Origin of the sequence: Diaminobutyricimonas aerilata, from assembly GCF_002797715.1 — a bacterium.
Taxonomy (GTDB): Bacteria; Actinomycetota; Actinomycetes; order Actinomycetales; family Microbacteriaceae; genus Diaminobutyricimonas; species Diaminobutyricimonas aerilata.
The window spans coordinates 746,280-763,756 of record NZ_PGFF01000001.1; the positions used below are offsets into that span (position 1 = coordinate 746,280).

Annotated in this window: 17 protein-coding genes; 12 read left to right on the forward strand and 5 right to left on the reverse strand. The window is 71.3% G+C overall.

Annotated elements, in window-relative coordinates; all coding sequences use genetic code 11:
- Positions 1-670: 670 nt before the first annotated feature.
- Entirely contained in the window at positions 671-1,297 is a 627-nt protein-coding gene (locus CLV46_RS03650) for a hypothetical protein (RefSeq protein ID WP_100363523.1), read from the forward strand.
- 109 nt (positions 1,298-1,406) lie between these two features.
- On the opposite strand, the gene CLV46_RS03655 is transcribed toward CLV46_RS03650, so the two are convergent.
- A complete protein-coding gene (locus CLV46_RS03655; RefSeq protein ID WP_100363524.1) occupies positions 1,407-3,161 on the reverse strand; it encodes an acetyl/propionyl/methylcrotonyl-CoA carboxylase subunit alpha in 1,755 nt (584 codons plus the stop codon).
- A 118-nt stretch (positions 3,162-3,279) separates the two neighbouring features.
- On the reverse strand, positions 3,280-3,909 hold the full coding sequence (locus CLV46_RS03660; RefSeq protein ID WP_100363525.1) for a Maf family protein: 630 nt from the start codon (positions 3,907-3,909) through the stop codon (positions 3,280-3,282).
- A gap of 21 nt (positions 3,910-3,930) precedes the next feature.
- Between CLV46_RS03660 and CLV46_RS03665 the strand changes: the two genes are divergently transcribed.
- From CLV46_RS03665 to CLV46_RS03680, 4 genes are all read left to right on the forward strand, one after another.
- The gene (locus CLV46_RS03665; RefSeq protein ID WP_245866477.1) at positions 3,931-5,160 is read left to right on the forward strand and encodes a class I SAM-dependent RNA methyltransferase; all 1,230 of its coding nucleotides are present in this window, start codon (positions 3,931-3,933) and stop codon (positions 5,158-5,160) included.
- Positions 5,161-5,246: 86 nt separating this feature from the next.
- On the forward strand, positions 5,247-5,942 hold the full coding sequence (locus CLV46_RS03670) for a response regulator transcription factor (RefSeq protein WP_100365871.1): 696 nt from the start codon (positions 5,247-5,249) through the stop codon (positions 5,940-5,942).
- On the forward strand, positions 5,932-7,176 hold the full coding sequence (locus tag CLV46_RS03675; RefSeq protein ID WP_100365872.1) for a sensor histidine kinase: 1,245 nt from the start codon (positions 5,932-5,934) through the stop codon (positions 7,174-7,176). The genes CLV46_RS03670 and CLV46_RS03675 overlap by 11 nt, the downstream gene beginning before the upstream one ends.
- On the forward strand, positions 7,173-8,204 hold the full coding sequence (locus CLV46_RS03680) for a hypothetical protein (RefSeq protein WP_100363527.1): 1,032 nt from the start codon (positions 7,173-7,175) through the stop codon (positions 8,202-8,204). Before CLV46_RS03675 ends, CLV46_RS03680 begins: the two co-directional genes overlap by 4 nt.
- 388 nt (positions 8,205-8,592) lie before the next feature.
- Here CLV46_RS03680 and CLV46_RS03685 read toward each other — a convergent pair whose 3' ends face one another.
- Together CLV46_RS03685 and CLV46_RS03690 are read right to left on the reverse strand one after the other, a co-directional pair.
- A complete protein-coding gene (locus tag CLV46_RS03685; protein WP_100363528.1) occupies positions 8,593-8,808 on the reverse strand; it encodes an acyl-CoA carboxylase subunit epsilon in 216 nt (71 codons plus the stop codon).
- Positions 8,805-10,406: an acyl-CoA carboxylase subunit beta gene (locus CLV46_RS03690; protein ID WP_100363529.1), complete on the reverse strand. Its 1,602-nt coding sequence runs from the start codon at positions 10,404-10,406 to the stop codon at positions 8,805-8,807. Before CLV46_RS03690 ends, CLV46_RS03685 begins: the two co-directional genes overlap by 4 nt.
- 165 nt (positions 10,407-10,571) lie before the next feature.
- On the opposite strand from CLV46_RS03690, the gene CLV46_RS03695 reads away from it, so the two are divergent.
- From CLV46_RS03695 to CLV46_RS03715, 5 genes are read left to right on the forward strand one after another with little or no spacing between them, the layout of a single operon-like run.
- Entirely contained in the window at positions 10,572-11,789 is a 1,218-nt protein-coding gene (locus tag CLV46_RS03695) for an acylneuraminate cytidylyltransferase (RefSeq protein WP_211282141.1), read from the forward strand.
- The gene (locus CLV46_RS03700) at positions 11,786-12,658 is read left to right on the forward strand and encodes an N-acetylneuraminate synthase family protein (RefSeq protein WP_100363530.1); all 873 of its coding nucleotides are present in this window, start codon (positions 11,786-11,788) and stop codon (positions 12,656-12,658) included. The genes CLV46_RS03695 and CLV46_RS03700 overlap by 4 nt, the downstream gene beginning before the upstream one ends.
- 25 nt (positions 12,659-12,683) lie before the next feature.
- Complete coding sequence (locus tag CLV46_RS03705; RefSeq protein ID WP_157802207.1) at positions 12,684-13,919, forward strand: DUF6716 putative glycosyltransferase; 1,236 nt, start codon at positions 12,684-12,686, stop codon at positions 13,917-13,919.
- 35 nt (positions 13,920-13,954) lie between these two features.
- A complete protein-coding gene (locus CLV46_RS03710) occupies positions 13,955-14,749 on the forward strand; it encodes a biotin--[acetyl-CoA-carboxylase] ligase (protein ID WP_100365874.1) in 795 nt (264 codons plus the stop codon).
- Positions 14,750-14,752: 3 nt separating this feature from the next.
- On the forward strand, positions 14,753-15,271 hold the full coding sequence (locus tag CLV46_RS03715; protein WP_100363532.1) for a PH domain-containing protein: 519 nt from the start codon (positions 14,753-14,755) through the stop codon (positions 15,269-15,271).
- Positions 15,272-15,274: 3 nt separating this feature from the next.
- Here the strand turns inward: CLV46_RS03715 and CLV46_RS03720 are convergent, their stop codons facing one another.
- Entirely contained in the window at positions 15,275-15,760 is a 486-nt protein-coding gene (locus CLV46_RS03720; RefSeq protein WP_100363533.1) for a GtrA family protein, read from the reverse strand.
- 84 nt (positions 15,761-15,844) lie between these two features.
- Here CLV46_RS03720 and CLV46_RS03725 point away from each other — a divergent pair, with 84 nt between their 5' ends.
- Positions 15,845-16,951 carry a 5-(carboxyamino)imidazole ribonucleotide synthase gene (locus CLV46_RS03725; protein WP_100363534.1) on the forward strand — a complete coding sequence of 369 codons (1,107 nt, stop codon included), beginning with the start codon at positions 15,845-15,847 and terminating at the stop codon, positions 16,949-16,951.
- 11 nt (positions 16,952-16,962) lie between these two features.
- Positions 16,963-17,466 (forward strand): 5-(carboxyamino)imidazole ribonucleotide mutase, encoded by a 504-nt coding sequence (purE, locus tag CLV46_RS03730; protein ID WP_100363535.1) that lies wholly within the window; start codon positions 16,963-16,965, stop codon positions 17,464-17,466.
- The last annotated feature ends 11 nt before the right edge of the window (positions 17,467-17,477 follow it).

Consider the following 17,477-nt stretch of genomic DNA (forward strand, 5'->3'; position numbering starts at 1 on the left):
TTTCGAATGCACAGGAAGTATGCGCGGCGTCGCGAACGGTGAGCGGCACTTGCGGCGAACACCTCACCCGAGTGCCCATCGCCCCCCCCAGCGGATGCGGCAGGTGCAGCGGATACGGCGCGCACGGCGGGTACGGCGGGCACGCGGGTGCGGCGGGCACGCGGGTGCGGCGGGCACGAAGGGCGCGGTTCGTGCCGCGCATCTTTCGGAATGCGCGTGAAATGTGCGCGGCGCCGCGAAGGGTGCACGGCGGGTTGACGGACCTCGGTGTTGCCCTGACAGTGCCTCCCGCAGAGCATGACGGACGAGCGGTGCGCCACCGGAGCCGTGCGCCACTCCTTCCCGTCACGTGCTCGGCTGGCGTGAGCACCTCATCCGAGCCGACGAGATCGTTCGATCGGGGTCGCCCGGGGCGTTTTACCGTGCGGAGCGTGCGGGCCGCTTCGTTCGCGTCGCTCACGGAATCCACCTTCCGCGCAGAATCTGGGACGAGCTCGACGCGGAGCAGCGCTACCTCCTGCGCGTCCACATCGTGGGCGAACGATGGCCCGATGCGGTTTTCTCGCACGCCTCTGCAGCCGCACTGTGGGGTCTTCCGCGACTCGGTCCCTGGCCGGAGCGGCCCGAGGTGCTTGCGGACGCGGCAACCGGAGGCAGGTCGCGCGTTGCCGTGACGCGCCACACCGAGGGCGTGCCCGGCGCCACCGCAGTCGTGCTCGGGCTGCGGGTGACGACGCTCGCTCGCACGGTCGTCGACGTCGCGCGCACGGGAAGCCTCACCGCAGGCGTCGTGGCCGTCGACGCGGCGCTGGCGCCGGGAAACGGCGCGACCGCATCCGCCGACCACCTGCTGCAGGAACTCGTCGACCACCCGTCGGCCCGCGGCCGCTCCCGGGCATTCGCCGCGCTGGAACTCGGCGACGGTCGATCCCAGTCGGTCGGAGAATCGGTCAGCCGCGCGTCGATGTACCGACTGGGATTCCATATGCCCGAGCTGCAGAAGGAGTTCGTCGACGACCAGGGCAGCATGTGGGTCGACTTCTGGTGGCCGGAGTTGAATCTGGTCGGAGAGTTCGACGGCGAGACGAAGTACACCGATCCGGCGATGCTCAGAGGACGGACCACCGCCGAGGTGCTCGTCGCCGAGAAGTGGCGCGAGGACCGGCTCAGGGCACTCGGACTGGGCGTCGTGCGTTGGGGATGGGACGTCGCGACGTCCCTTCCGCTGCTCCGGGCGCGATTGAGCGCCGCCGGACTCCGCGATCGCCGCGCGCATTCCGCGATGCGCGCGAAATGATCACGGCGCGGCAGAATGTGCGCGGCGCGACGCCTCCGGACGTCGCGTGCCGGCGCGCCACAGGGCCACCGGCCGAGTTGGTGCTCGCGGATGCAGGGCGTGCGGCGGGTCAGTCGTCGATCGTGAGCAGCACGTGTCCCGACGACACGGTCGTGCCGACCGGGGCGTTGAGGCCCGCGATCACGCCGTCCTTGTGGGCGGTGATCGGCTGCTCCATCTTCATCGCCTCGAGTACGAGCACGAGGTCGCCCTTCACGACGCGGTCGCCCTCGCCGACGGCGAGCTTCACGACGGTCGCCTGCATCGGGGCGACCACGGCCGCTCCGGTGACGGTGTTGACGGATGCGGCGCCGCGGCGGCTGGGGGCTGCGGTGCGCACCGGCTCGCTGCCGTTGCTCGGCAGCAGCTGCGCCGGCAGCGAGACCTCGAGGCGCTTGCCGTTGACCTCGACGACGACGCTGTGGCGCTTCGCCGGGGCCGCGGCGGACTCGAGCTCTCCGCTCCACGGCTCGATGTCGTTGTCGAACTCGGTCTCGATCCAGCGCGTGTACACGCGGAACGGATCGTCGGTGAAGGCCGGATCCCGCACGATCTTGCGGTGGAACGGCAGCACGGTCGGCAGCCCGGCGATCTCGAACTCGTCGAGTGCGCGGCGCGCCCGCTCGAGGGCATCCGAACGCGACGACCCGGTGACGATGAGCTTCGCGAGCAGCGAGTCGAACGCCCCGCTGATGACGTCACCCGTGGTGACGCCGGAGTCGACGCGCACGCCGGGGCCGCCGGGAACGCGGAACACGTGCACGGGACCGGGGGAGGGCATGAAGTTGAGCCCGGGGTCCTCGCCGTTGATGCGGAACTCGAACGAGTGACCGTGCGGCACGGGGTCGTCGTAGTCGAGCACGCCGCCCTCCGCGATGCGGAACTGCTCGCGAACGAGGTCGATGCCCGTGATCTCCTCGGAGACCGGGTGCTCGACCTGCAGCCGCGTGTTGACCTCGAGGAACGACACCGTTCCGTCGCGGCCGATGAGGAACTCGCACGTGCCCGCGCCGACATAGCCGACCTCGCGCAGGATGGCCTTCGACGCGTCGTACATCGCCTGCTGCTGCTCTTCGGTGAGGAACGGCGCGGGGGCCTCCTCGACGAGCTTCTGGTGGCGCCGCTGCAGCGAGCAGTCGCGCGTGGAGATGACGACGACGTTGCCGTGGGCGTCGGCGAGGCACTGGGTCTCGACGTGGCGCGGCTGGTCGAGGTACTTCTCGACGAAGCACTCGCCGCGACCGAACGCGGCGATCGCCTCGCGGGTGGCGGAGTCGAACAGCTCCGGCACTTCTTCGCGGGTGCGGGCGACCTTGAGGCCGCGGCCGCCGCCGCCGAACGCCGCCTTGATCGCGACGGGGAGTCCGTACTCGTCGGCGAAGGCGAGCACCTCGTCGGCACCCGCGACGGGGTTGAGGGTTCCGGGGGCGAGCGGCGCGCCGACCTTCTCGGCCACGTGGCGGGCCGAGACCTTGTCGCCGAGCCGCTCGATGGCGTCGGGGGAGGGGCCGATCCAGATGAGGCCCGCGTCGATCACCGCCCGCGCGAAGTCGGCGTTCTCGGCGAGGAACCCGTAGCCCGGATGCACGGCGTCGGCGCCGGAACGGCGGGCCACCGAGAGCAGCTTGTCGATGACGAGGTACGTCTCGGCGCTCGTCGACCCGTCGAGCGCGTACGCCTCATCGGCGAGGCGCACGTGCCGGGCGTCGCGGTCCTGGTCGGCGTAGACCGCCACCGAGGCGATACCGCTGTCCTTCGCAGCGCGGATGACGCGCACCGCGATCTCTCCACGATTGGCGATCAGGACCTTGGTGATTCGCGTCATGATCCCCCACCCTATCCAGCGCGCGGGCCGCCCTTTTGGGCAGCACGCACAAAAACGGGGCGGATGCGGTGGCTGCGCCCTACAAGCACGGGGGAGAACGCGCGGATGCGGCGGGCGCTCAGCGCTGCCCCGGCACCCGGTTCCACAGGTCGGGCCAGGCGATGCCGAAGCCGCGCACGAGGGTGCGCAGGGTCGCCACCGAGAGTCCGACCACGGCGTGCGGGTCGCCGTCCACGCTCTCGATGAACGCCGCACCGAGGCTGTCGATCGTGAACGCTCCCGCGACGCGCAGCGGTTCGCCGGTGGCGATGTAGGCGTCGATCTCGCGCTCGTCGAGGTCGGCGGCGAACCGCACCGTCGCGCTCGACACGGCGCCGTGCGCGCCGCCGACGCGACCGCCGCGGTGGTCGATGAGCCAGTGGCCCGAGTGCAGCACGCCGGCACGGCCGCGTTGACGCATCCACCGTTCCTTCGCCACCTCGGGGCGGTGCGGCTTGCCGTAGATCCGGTCGTCGATCTCGAACGCCGAGTCGCCGCCGAGCACGAGCCCGTCGATCTCCGGATCGCCGGTCACCGCCTCCGCCTTGCGGCGGGCGAGCAGCTCGACCATCTCGGCCGCGGTGAGGGGACCGGCCGCCGCGACGACGGCCTCCTCGTCGACGCCGGGGCTCAACAGCACCGGGTCGATGCCCGCCGCGCGCAGCGTCGCAAGGCGGGCCGGCGAGGTCGATGCCAGGTACAGGCGCACGCGCCCTCCTATGCTCGAGAGATGGTCGGTATGGAGGGGAGCGAGCTCGAGCTCGCGGTCACCAACGTAGCTCACGGCGGTATCACGGTGGCGCGTCACGAGGGGCGCGTCGTGTTCGTCTCCGACGCGATCCCGGGTGAGCGTGTCGTGGCCCGTGTGACGGATGCGGGCAAGGCGAAGTTCTGGCGCGCGGACACCGTGCGGGTGCTCGAGGCGAGCCCGCACCGCCGCGAGCACATCTGGCCGGAGGCGGCCCACGACCGCGACCCGGCCGACCGCGCCGGCGGCGCGGAGTTCGGTCACATCGACCCGGCGCACCAGCGCGAGCTCAAGCGGCAGGTGGTCGTGGATGCGCTGCAGCGGTTCGGCGGAGTCGAACGCGATGTCGAGGTCGAGGCGCTTCCGGGCGCGGCCGACGGCACGGGGTGGCGCACGCGCGTGCGGCTCCACGTCGACGAGCGAGGGCGGCTCGGACCGTACGCGGCCCGTTCGCACCGGGTCATCCCCGTGTCCTCGCTGCCGCTCGCGACGGAGCGGCTGCAGAAGGCCGCCCCGCTCGCGGAGGAGTTCGGCGGCGTCGGTCACGTCGACGTGCTCGCTCCGAGCGTCGGCGACCCGCGACTCGTCGTCGGGGAGCAGGCGCCGAGCGTCATCCGGGAACGGGTCGGCTCGCGGGAGTTCCAGCTCGCCGACACCGGCTTCTGGCAGGTGCACGAGCACGCGGCCGAGACGCTGAGCGCTGCGGTCTCGGGCGCCGTCGACGAGACGCTCTTCGACCCCCGCGCGGCCAATCTCGATCTGTACGGCGGAGTCGGCCTGTTCGCGGCCGCCGTCGGGGACCGGTTCGGGTCGACGGTGCGCATCACGAGCGTCGAGGGTGACGCGCTCGCGACCGATCACGCCGCCGAGAACCTCGCCGAATGGGTGGGCGCGAACGCGGTGACCGGTCGGGTCGAGCGCTGGCTCGCCGCGTACGTGCGCGACGCGTCCGCGATCGAGCGTGCCCGGCTGCGCGCCGCGACCGTGGTGCTCGATCCGCCCCGATCCGGAGCGGGCAAGCAGGTCGTCGCCGCCCTTGGCGACGCCGCGCCGGCCCAGATCGTCTACGTCGCATGCGACCCGGTCGCGTTCGCCCGCGACGTGGCGCTGTTGCGCGACCGGGGCTACGAATTGGACTCGCTGCGCTCGTTCGACCTGTTCCCGAACACGCATCACGTGGAGGCGCTCGGGCACTTCCGTCGACGCGACTGACCGTTCGGTCCGACGCGGCTAGGATGGGCGCGAACGGCCCAGCATCACCGGGCCGACTGGGGGGAGAACGGGACGAAGTGACCGAGTTGAGCGGATCTTCCACGAACCTCGGCGGCGCGCCCCGCCCCATCCGGGTGGCGGTCGTCGACGACCACGAATCGGTGAGCCTCGGTTTGAAGGCCGCCTTCCTCGATGAGGGCTTCGACTTCGTGCTCGCCGCGCCGACCGTGCCGCAGCTCGTCGCCGGACTCGCCGGCCGTGAGGTCGACGTCGTCGTGCTCGACCTCTCCCTCGGCGACGGATCGAGTGTCACCGAGAACGTCAAGGCCGTGCAGGCCACCGGTTCCGCTGTGCTCATCCACAGCATCGCCGACCGTGTCGCCAGCGTGCGCGAGGCGCTCGCCGCCGGGGCGGCGGGCGTCATCCCGAAGTCGTCGGCGACGAAGACGGTGATCGCCGCGGCGGCCACCGTCGCGCGCGGCGAGGTGCTCAACAACCTCGAGTGGGCCTCCGCCATCGACGCCGACCGTGACTTCGCGAAGGCCCAGCTCGGTCGTCGCGAGCGCGAGATCCTGCACCTGTACGCTTCGGGGCTCCCGCTCAAGCTCGCCGCAGAACAGCTCGGCATCGGGTACTCCACCGCACGCGAGTACCTCGACCGCATCCGCACCAAGTACGTCGAGGTCGGGCGTCCCGCGCCGACGAAGGTGGACCTGCTGCGCCGCGCCGTCGAAGACGGCATCCTTCCGGGTCTCGATCCGGACGGTGCCGATGCGCGCTAGCGCGCCGCCGCCCGCACCCGCAGGAAAGCAGCCGCGCAACCCGATCAGCCGCAAGCAGGTCGAGGCCGTCATCTCGCGCTCGATCGCCGGATTCGGCATCGTGTTCGGGGTCCAGACGATCCCCGTACTGCTCGGTCAGCTCGGCGAGACCATGCCGGCATGGTCCCTCATCGTCATCCCCGCGCTCTTCGGGGGGCTGCTCGTCGCCGCCGGCTTCTCGACGGCCCGGCGATGGGTGCGCGGCTCGCACGCGCTCGTCGCGCTCGCCTATCTCGGCGCCCTGCTGTCGTGGCCGCTCGCCGTCGTGCATCCCATCTCGCCGACCGAGAACCACTGGCTGTACTTCCTGCTCACCGTCGCCACGGCGACCGCGTCGATCGCCTTCTCCACGCGCATCGCCACCGTCTACCTCTTCGCGGTTCCGGTGATCTACGGCATCCTGCGGGTCACACCCGAAGGCGGCGGGGCCGCGTGGGAGCGCAGCGCCCTGGATGCGGTGTACGCGATCATCCTCGGCGGTGCGGTCATGATCATCGTGACGATGCTGCGGCAGGCGGCGAGTTCGGTGGACTCGGCGCAGGCGACCGCACTCGAGCGCTACTCGCACGCGGTGCGCCAGCACGCCACCGAGGTGGAGCGCGTGCAGGTCGATGCGATCGTGCACGACAGCGTGCTCACGACATTGCTCTCCGCCGCCCGCGCCTACACGCCCGAGTCGCAAGCGCTCGCCGCGCAGATGGCCGAGCGCGCGATCGGGCACCTGCGCGACGCCTCGAGCACCTCGCCGGACGACGTCGCGATGACGAGCTTCACCCGGGTGAGCGAGCGCATCGCCGACGCCGCGGCGACGATGACGCAGTCGTTCGAGGTGCACGACGATCAGGTGCCGCATCGCGTGGTGCCCGCGCAGGTGGGCGAGTCGCTGTACTCCGCCGCAGTGCAGGCGATGGTCAACAGCGCGCAGCACGCCGGTGACGGGGTGCGGCGGTGGGTCGCGGTGCGCCCGGATGCGGATGACGGCATCGCGATCGAGGTCGGCGACGAGGGCCGCGGCTTCGACCTCGCCGAGGTGCCGACCGAACGCCTCGGCGTGCGGGTCTCGATCCTCGAGCGCGTGGCCAACGCCGGCGGGGTGGCGGAGATCGACGCGCAGCCCGGCCGCGGCGCCGTGGTGAGCATCCGCTGGCCCGCGCTCGACGCCCCGGAGCCGGCCGTGATCGGAGGCCGCCCATGAACATCGGGGTACCCCGCTCGCTCATCGTCGGGATGGGGGCGCTCTTCTCGGCCTACCACGTCGTGCTCGCCCTCTACTCGATCGACATCCCGCGCGACCCCGGCCCGGTGCTGCTCGCGATCGCGATCTACGTCGTCGCGACGACGGTGAGCCTGCTGCCGTGGGGTCCGGTGCGCATGCCGATCTGGCTCGCGGCGTTCAACGTGGCCGTGTGTGTCGCCATGGCGGTGCTCGTGACCCACGAACTCGACCCGCTGCGTGAGGGCGGCAACGGCTACGCCACCTGGTACGTCGCCGCGATCGGCACCCTCATGACCATCACGTCGACGCGCCGGCGCCACGCGTTCGCCTGGATCGGGGTGTCGTTCCTCGCCGTGCAGACGATCGTCTGGGCCGGCTTCGGGGCGCTCGGCGGTATCGGCGTGATCGGCTCCATCTCGTGGGTGGCGGTCTCGCACATCCTCAGCAGCGGCATGGCGAAGGCCAGCCGCGACGCGCAGCGGTTCGCCGTCGCCGAGCGGGAGGCCACCGAGTGGCAGGCCGCACAGGAGGCGCACCTCTACGAGCGGCGCTTCCGGCTCGGGCAGACGAGCACGATGGCGCTGCCGATGCTGCGCACCATCCAGGCCAGCGGGGGCGCCCTCACCGAGGAGCAGCGGCGGGAGTGCCTCAACCTCGAGGGCGCCATCCGCGACGAGATCCGTGGACGCCGCCTGCTCAACGACGCCGTCCGCGATCAGGTGATGGCGGCCCGGCGCCGCGGGGCGACGGTCACGCTGCTCGACGAGGGGGGCATCGACGACCTCGGCGACGACGAACTCGACCGGGTGCTCAACCGGCTCGCCACGGCGATCGAATCCACGTCGGCCGACCGCGTCATCGCGCGCACCGTGCCGGAGGGGTCGGATGTGGCGGTCACCGTCGTCGGTCTGCGCAGCGTGGGCGATGACAGCGCGAGCGCGCTCGGCCCGGGCTCGGAGGACGACGAGGTCGACCTGTGGCTCGAGATCAAGCGAACGCCTGACTGACCCGCCGGCGCCGGCGAATGCAGAAGGGCCGGAGTCTCCTCCGGCCCTTCTGAAGAATTCCGGGTCAGGGCGCCAACCCGAATAGCGCCCTGACCCGCCCCCAATGCATCGGCCCGCTTACCCTAGTCGGCCGACGACTGGTGGTGTACCTCCAAAGAGAGACACCTAGCGAGATCAATAATGCAGGGGCGCGGGCGTTTCGCAAAGTCATCATTTCGGGGGACAAGGCGTGAAATCGCTGTCGCGCCTTCCGCATCGGCGCGCGAGCCGGTTCTCTCCGCGACGGATCGCCGGGGTACGCCGCATATCTTGCAACGGATTTCATGGTGCCCACAGCGTAGAACGAGCGTTTCAGTTGCGCCCGCTACGGATCGCGTCGGGAGCGCGTTCAGCCGAACGAGCGCCAGGCTCCGGGGCCGGGCATGAGCGGCGTGCGCAGCACACGCTGGTTGCGTTCCCAGGCGCTCACCGATCGCTCGGCCACGGGCTGTCGCCCGTTCGCCGCCTCCTCGAGCGCGGCGGCCATGACCGCGATGACCGCGGCCTGCTCCTCCGGCGTCGGCGAACCGCGCCGGATCCGCACGTACGGGCGCTCGTCGGTCACAGCGGGATGTTCCCGTGCTTCTTGGCGGGCAGGCTCGCGCGCTTCGTGCGCAGGGCACGCAACGCCTTCACGATCGCCACCCGCGTCGCGGCCGGCTCGATCACGCCGTCGAGCTCGCCGCGTTCGGCGGCGAGGAACGGGCTCGCGACGTTGTAGGTGTATTCGTTGGCGAGCTTCGTGCGCACCGCCGCCACATCCTCACCGGCCTGCTCCGCCGCGCGCAGCTCGTTGCGGTAGAGGATGTTGACCGCGCCCTGACCGCCCATGACGGCGATCTCGGCGGTCGGCCAGGCGAAGTTGAGGTCCGCGCCGAGCTGCTTGGAGCCCATGACGATGTAGGCGCCGCCGTACGCCTTGCGCGTGATGACCGTGACGAGCGGCACGGTCGCCTCGGCGTACGCGTAGAGCAGCTTCGCGCCGCGTCGGATGACGCCCGTCCACTCCTGGTCGGTGCCGGGCAGATATCCGGGCACGTCGACGAGCGTGAGGATCGGGATGCTGAACGCGTCGCAGAAGCGCACGAAACGGGCCGCCTTCTCGCCCGCGTCGATGTTGAGCGTGCCCGCCATCGCGTTCGGCTGGTTGGCGATGACGCCGACCGAGCGTCCCTCGACCCGGGCGAACCCGATGACGATGTTCGGGGCGAACAGCGGCTGCACCTCGAGGAACGAGCCCTCGTCGACGACGCCGTCGATCACGGTCTTGACGTCGTAGGGCTGGTTCGGCGAATCGGGGATGATCGAGTTGAGTTTGCGGTCGGCGTCGGTGATCTCGAGCTCGACCTCGCTCGCGTACGCGGGCAGCTCGGCGAGGTTGTTGTCGGGCAGGTAGGCGAGCAGGGTGCGGGCGTAGTCGAGCGCGTCGTCCTCGTCGCTCGCGAGGTAGTGCGCGACGCCCGAGGTGCGGTTGTGGGTGAGCGCGCCGCCGAGCTCCTCCATACCGACGTCCTCACCGGTCACGGTCTTGATCACGTCGGGTCCGGTGACGAACATCTGGCTCGTCTTGTCGACCATGATCACGAAGTCGGTGAGCGCCGGGGAGTATACGGCGCCGCCCGCTGCGGGACCGCACACGATCGAGATCTGCGGGATGACGCCGGATGCGGCGGTGTTGCGGCGGAAGATCTCGCCGTACTTGCCGAGGGCGACGACGCCCTCCTGGATGCGGGCTCCGCCGGAGTCGAGGATGCCGATGATCGGCACGCCCGTCTTGAGGGCGAGCTCCATCACCTTGATGATCTTCTCGCCGGCGACCTCGCCGAGCGAGCCGCCGAAGATCGTGAAGTCCTGCGAGTAGACGGCCACCTGGCGTCCGTGGATGGTGCCGGTGCCGGTGACGACGGCGTCGCCGTAGGGGCGCTTGTTCTCCATCCCGAACGCGTGCGTGCGGTGCCGCACGAACTCGTCGAGCTCGACGAAGGAGCCGTGGTCGAGCAGCTTCTCGATCCGCTCCCGGGCGGTCATCTTGCCCTTGGCGTGCTGCTTCTGGATCGCCGCCTCACCACTCGCGGTGACCGCCTCGTGGTATCGCTGCTTGAGGTCGGCGAGCTTTCCCGCGGTGGTCGACAGGTCGGATTCGGCGCGGTCGTCGGCAGTCACCGGTTCACTCTACCCAGCAACCAACCGGCCGGACCGTTGTGGGACATCCACAGAAACGGTCGGCCCGGCTTGCAGATCACCGATTCGTCGCCGCACGGTCGCCGCCAGTTCACCCGGGGGCCATCAAGGCGGCGGGAGCCGCTCCTAGCGTGACCTGATCATGCAGTGCAACCGGAGAACGCGTTGAGCGTCGTCGCCGTCATCCCGGCCCGCGGTGGCTCGAAGGGCGTGCCCGGCAAGAACCTCCGCCGGATCGGCGGGGTGCCGCTCGTGGCCCGCGCCGTCTCCGCCGCACATGCCACCCCGGGGATCGACCGGGTGCTCGTCTCGACCGACGACACCGCCATCGCGGCGGTCGCCCGCGCCGCCGGCGCCGAGATCATCGAGCGACCTGCGGAACTCGCGGGGGACACCGCGAGCTCCGAGTCCGCGCTGCTGCACGCGCTCGATCAGCTCGACGAGCAGCCGCGGATCCTCGTGTTCCTGCAGGCCACCTCGCCGTTCATCGATCCCGACGAGCTCGCCGCCGCCGTCGCGCGGGTGCGGGCCGGCGAAGCGGACGTCGTCTTCTCGGCATTCGAGACCTACGCCTTCCTCTGGCGCATCGAGGACGGTGTCGCGACCGGGGTGAACCACGATGCGGCGACGCGCCCACGGCGTCAGGACCGAGAGCCGCACTTCCAGGAGACCGGCGCCTTCTACGTCATGGACGCCGCCGGATTCCGCGAGGCGGGGCACCGCTTCTTCGGTCGCGTCGCGGTCGCCGTGACCGACGCCCGCCGATCGCTCGAGATCGACGACCTCGGCGAGCTCGAGCTCGCGACGGCGCTCGCCCCGGTGCTCGACGCACCGCAGGATGCGATCGACGTCGACGCGCTCGTCACCGACTTCGACGGCGTGCACACCGACGACCGGGTGCACCTCGACCGCGACGGGCACGAGTTCGTCACCGCGAGCCGCTCCGACGGGTACGGCATCGAGCAGCTCCGCCGCGCCGGCATCCCCGTGCTCGTGCTGTCGAAGGAGACGGACGGCGTCGTCGCCGCCCGCGCCCGCAAGCTCGGCATCGACGTCGTGCAAGGGCTCGACGAGAAGACGGCGGCGCTGCGCGCCTGGATCGCCGAGCACGGGCTCGACCCGCAGCGCATCGCCTATCTCGGCAACGACGTCAACGACCTCGGCTGCCTCGCCGAGGTGGGCTGGCCGCTCGCGGTCGCCGACGCCCACCCGCGGGTCATCGCGGCGGCTCGCATCGTGCTGACCCGTCGGGGCGGTCACGGCGCGGTCCGCGAGGCGGCCGATCGCATCCTGTTGTCCCTCGCCGAGGCGAGCGGTACCGGCGAGCGCACGCTCGCGTCATCCACAGAGAGGGAACGACCATGACCATCTCCATCGGCGGAATCCCGGTCGGCGACGGCCACCCCGTCTACGTCATCGCCGAGATCGGCCTCAACCACAACGGCTCGGTCGACCTCGCCAAGCAGCTCATCGACGTCGCGGCGGACTCGGGCGCGCAAGCGGTCAAGTTCCAGAAGCGCACGCCGGAGCTGTCGACCCCCGAGCACATGAAGGCGACCATCCGCGAGACGCCGTGGGGGTCGATGAGCTACCTCGACTACAAGCGGCGCATCGAGTTCGACCGCGACCAGTACATCGAGATCGGCGACTACGCGACGCTGCGCGGCATGCAGTGGTTCGCGTCGCCGTGGGACGAGCCGTCGGTCGACTTCCTCGAGGACCTCAACGTGGTCGCCCACAAGGTCGCGTCCGCGTCGGTGACCGACCTCGGTCTGCTGCGCGCGCTCGCCGCGACGGGCAAGCCGATCATCCTCTCCACCGGCATGTCGACGCTCGAGCAGATCGACGTGGCCGTCGACACGCTCGGGACCGACAAGCTCGTGCTGCTGCACGCCACCTCGACCTACCCGCTGCCGCCCGAGGAGGCGAACCTGCGCACCATCACGACGCTCCAGGCGCGCTACCCCGGTGTCCCCGTCGGCTACTCGGGTCACGAGCGCGGTCTGCAGATCTCGCTCGCGGCGGTCGCGCTCGGTGCCGTGGCGGTCGAACGCCACATCACCCTCGACCGCACCATGTGGGGTTCCGACCACGCCGCGTCGCTCGAGCCGCAGGGCTTCGAGCACCTCGTGCGCGACATCCGCATCATCGGCGAAGCCCTCGGCGACGGCGTGAAGCGCGTCTTCCCGGGAGAGCTCGCCCCGCAGGCGAAGCTGCGTCGCGTCCCCGCGTGAGCGGCGGAGCAGAGGGATCGCGCGCGTGAGAGTGCTGGTGATCGCGGACTCCGACTCCTACATCAAGTGGGGGGCGGCGGTGCTGCAGCGCATGCCGGGGGAGTGGAGCACCGATTTCGTGGTGCTCGCGACCCCGGTGCAGCCGAGCAGCGACCAGCTCGACGCGGCGCTCGCCGGCACCCGCCTCGCGGGCACCCCGGTGCCGGTGCTCGAACTCGACGAGATCGCCCGCCGCGCGGCGGCACGGCGACCGGATGTGGTGCTGCTGTCGCTGCGCGGCCCGGTGCAGCGTGTGGTCATCCGGGCCATCATGGCCGCGACGGTCACCCGGCGACCGGTGTTCGTCACGGGTCTTCCCGGGATTTCGATCCCGGCGAACCGGCTCGCGCTGTCGTTCCGGTCGCAGACCGACCTCGTGCTGCTGCACAGCATCCGCGAGGTGCGCGAGTTCGCGGCCCTCGCGCACGAGATGGGCATCGAGCAGGAGTTCGCGCTCGCCACCCTGCCGTTCCTGCCCGAACGCCGCACGCTCGAGCGGTCCGGGGACGACATCGTCTTCGCGGCCCAGGCGAAGGTTCCGCGCACGAAGGACGACCGCATGCTGCTGCTCGGCTGGCTCGCCGAGACCGCGCGGCGTCATCCGCACCGGCGCGTGGTGCTCAAGCTGCGCGGACGGGTGGGGGAGCCGCAGACGCACGCGGAGCAGTTCCCGTTCGATGCGCTGCTCGACGAGCTGCCGGATGCGCCGCCGAACCTCGTGGTCGCGACCGGTCCGATGTCGGAGTACCTCCAGCGCGCGGCCGGGCTCGTGACGATCAGCTCGACCGCGGCGATCGAGGCCGCCGCGCTCGGCGTGCCGGTGCTCGCCCTCGACGACTTCGGGGTGGGGCGGCGGCAGATCAACCTCGTCTTCGAGGGCAGCGGCCTGCTCGGCGACCACGAGGCGCTGCTCGCGGCGGACTTCCGCCTGCCGCGGGAGGACTGGCTCGAGGACAACTACTTCCACCCGGCCGAGCGCGACGACTGGGTCGCGGCGATCGAGAGCGTCGTGGACCGCAGAGCGGCGGTCGACCTGCCGCTGCGGCGGCAGTACGCCGGACGGCTCGGCGGACCGCTCCGGCACGTCTGGGACCGCAAACGCGCGCTCGGCGACCACGATCACACTCTCTCGGGCCACCTCGTGATGTTCGTCGGCCGGCCCGCCCGTCGCGCGGTGCTCGCGCTGCACGCGATGCGTCGCCGGGTGCGCTCCGCCGCCTGATGCCGGCGCGCGCCGGCGCGGCCTAGCCTGTGAGCATGCACCTGCCGCGCAGCTCCGCCGTCGCGACCGAGCTCATCGTGCTCGATCGCACCGGCTCGACGAACGACGTGCTGCTCGGCGGGGCGGCGGAGCTGCCGGAGTTCGCCGTCGTGCTCACGACCGACCAGACCGCGGGGCGCGGCCGGATGGGGCGGCAGTGGGTGGCGCCGCCGGGCCAGACGCTCGCCGCATCCGTTCTGCTGCGCCCGCGACTGCCCGCCGGCGAACCGCTGTCGCTCGAACGCTACGGTTGGCTGCCCCTGCTCGCCGGGGCCGCGATGACCCGCGCGGTCTCCGCCCTCGTCGGCGACGGCGTCGGGTTGAAGTGGCCGAACGACGTGCAGATCGACGGCCGCAAGGTCAGCGGACTGCTCGCCGAACTCCTCCCCGCCGGCGACGGCGTCGTCATCGGATCGGGGGTCAACCTCGAGATCCCGGCCGACGCTTTGCCGACCCCGACCTCCACCTCCCTCACCCTGCACGGGGTGCGTGAACGGGGCGCCGACCTCGTCGACGCCGTGCTGGGCGCCTACCTCGAGTCGCTGCGGCGGCTCTACAGCGAGCTGCTCGAGGTCGGCGCGGATGCGTCGGCGAGCGGTCTCGCCGGCGAGGTCGAGGAACTCTGCACCACGCTCGGGCGGGAGGTGCGCGTCGAGCTGCCGGGCGGCGACCGCCTGTTCGGCACCGCGGTCGGCATCGACGGCACCGGACGGCTGCAGGTGAAACGGTCCTCGGATGGGCGACTCGTCGCCGTGGCCGCGGGCGACGTCACGCATCTGCGGTATGAATGAGCCATGTCGGGTGAGGTGCGTCAGCCGGAGGCGGTGGTCGCGCGACTCCGCCCCCACGGGCGAGCCCTCTTCTGGCCGAGCATCGCGCTCCTCCCGGTCGCGGCGGGCACGACGTACGCGTACACCCGGTTCGACGACCCGAACCTGCGTCTCGCGGTGATCGGCGGCGGGCTCCTGCTCGCCGTGCTCGTCTTCGTGTTCCCGCTGCTGTCGTGGCTCGCCCGCAACTACACGATCACGACGCGCCGGCTCGTGCTGCGCAGCGGCGTCTTCACACGCGTGCGGCAGGAGCTGCTGCACAGCCGCGGGTACGACGTGAGCGTGCGGCAGAGCGGGTTGCAGCGGATGTTCCGCAGCGGCGACGTGCGCATCAACGCGGGCGCCGACCACCACATCGTGCTGCACGACGTTCCGAGCGCCGATCTCGTGCAGGCGGCGCTGCACGACCTCATGGAGGCGAACGCCGACTCCGTCGCCGCCCGCCGCCACGTCTCGACGGGCGAGCAGTACGGCCGACGCTGACTGCTACGCGGTCGCCTCGTCGATCTCCGGCACCACATCCGGTCGCGCCGGGCGGGGCCGTGTCACGCGGGTCGGGCTGAACACCCACCAGCGGTAGAGCGCGAAGCGGAACACGGTGCCGAGCGCGAGCCCGACGACGTTCGACGCGATGTTGTCGGCGAGCACGCTCGTGAATCCGAGCACGTAGTGCGAGACCCACAGGCAGGCGAGCCCGATGAGCATGCCGCCGACGCTCACGAGGGCGAATTCGAGGCCTTCGCGGGTGGCCCGCGGGCTGCGGTGCTCACGGAACGTCCAGTAGCGGTTGCCGAGCCAGTTGCAGCCGATGGCGAGCGTGGTCGAGATCACCTTCGCGACGACGGGGCCCTCGTGGAGGTTCTCCGGGGCGAGCACCGTGAGGCGCAGGGCGTTGAACACCGCCACGTCGACGACGAGTCCGATCCCCCCGACGAGCCCGAAGCGCACGAGCTGCGTGAGGAGCTGGCGCATGGAGTCCCGTCGGCTGGGGGAGGATGGTGGTGAGCGGTCAGCAAGTCTAACCGCGCCCTGAACGTACGAACCTCGGAGGAAACGGTGGCCCGGACAGTCGGTGTGGTCGGCGGCGGACAGCTCGCCCGGATGATGCTCCCGCCCGCGGTCGCGCTCGGCGTCGAGCTGCGCGTGCTCGCCGAGACCGAGGGTTCATCGGCCGGCATCGCCCCGCACGTCGTTGGCGACTACACGGACGTGGAGACGGTGCTCGCGTTCGCCCGCGAGGTCGACGTCGTGACCTTCGACCACGAGCACGTGCCCCAGCCGGTGCTCGAGCGCCTCGTCGCCGAGGGTGTCGCCGTGCACCCGGGCCCGCACGCCCTGCAGTTCGCGCAGGACAAGCTGCGGATGCGCGAGCGACTCGGAGAGCTCGGCGTGCCGATGCCCGACTGGGCGCGCGTGGAGGACCAAGAGCAGCTGCAGGCGTTCCTCGACGACCACGGCGGACGCGGCGTCGTGAAGACGCCCCGCGGCGGCTACGACGGCAAGGGCGTCCGCGTCGTCTCGAGCGCGAGCGAGGCGGCCGACTGGTTCGACCGCGGCGCGCTCCTCGTCGAGGAGCTCGTCTCCTTCCAGCGCGAGCTCGCACAGCTCGTCGCCCGACGGCCCTCCGGCGAGATCGCGGCATGGCCCGTCGTCGAGACGGTGCAGCTGAACGGCGTCTGCGCCGAGGTGTTCGCGCCCGCGAGCCCGTCGCTCGCCGCATCCGCCGCCGACGAGGTCGCCCGCACCATCGCCGACGGGCTCGACGTCACCGGCGTGCTCGCCGTGGAGCTCTTCGAGGCCGAGGACGGGCGTCTGCTCGTCAACGAACTCGCGATGCGACCGCACAACAGCGGTCACTGGAGCATCGAGGGTTCCGAGACGAGCCAGTTCGAGCAGCACCTGCGGGCGGTGCTCGATCTGCCGCTCGGATCCACGATGGCGCGCTCGCCGCACACCGTCATGATCAACGTGCTCGGCGGTCCCGCCGACGGCGATCTCGACGGCCGCTATCCGGCCGCGCTCGCCGCATCCCGCGACGCCAAACTCCACCTGTACGGCAAGTCGCCGCGCCCCGGGCGGAAGATCGGGCACGTCACCGCGTGGGGCGACGACCTCGACGACGTCGTGTACCGCGCGCGCGCCGTGTCGGCGCATTTCGAGTGACGACGCCTACCATGATCGACGTGCTGCAACCGCTCGTCTCCGTCGTCATGGGTTCCGATTCCGATTGGAAGGTCATGACCGACGCCGCGTCGGCGCTCGCCGAACTCGACGTGCCGTACGAGGTGGAGGTCGTCTCCGCCCACCGCACGCCGACGCGGATGATCGAGTTCGGCACGCAGGCGCGCGAGCGCGGCATCCGTGTGATCATCGCCGGAGCCGGGGGTGCCGCGCACCTCCCCGGCATGCTCGCCTCCGTCACCACGCTGCCCGTCATCGGTGTACCCGTGCCGCTCGCCAAGCTCGACGGACTCGACTCGCTGCTCTCGATCGTGCAGATGCCGGCCGGCATCCCGGTCGCGACCGTCTCCATCGGCGGCGCGCGCAACGCCGGTCTGCTGGCCGCCCGCATCCTCTCCACCTCCGACGACGCGCTCGCCGCGCGTCTCGCCGACCACGCCGCCCGGCTCGAGCAGCTCGTGGCCGACAAGAACGCGGCGCTCAAAGCGAGCCTGTGAACCGCGCCGCA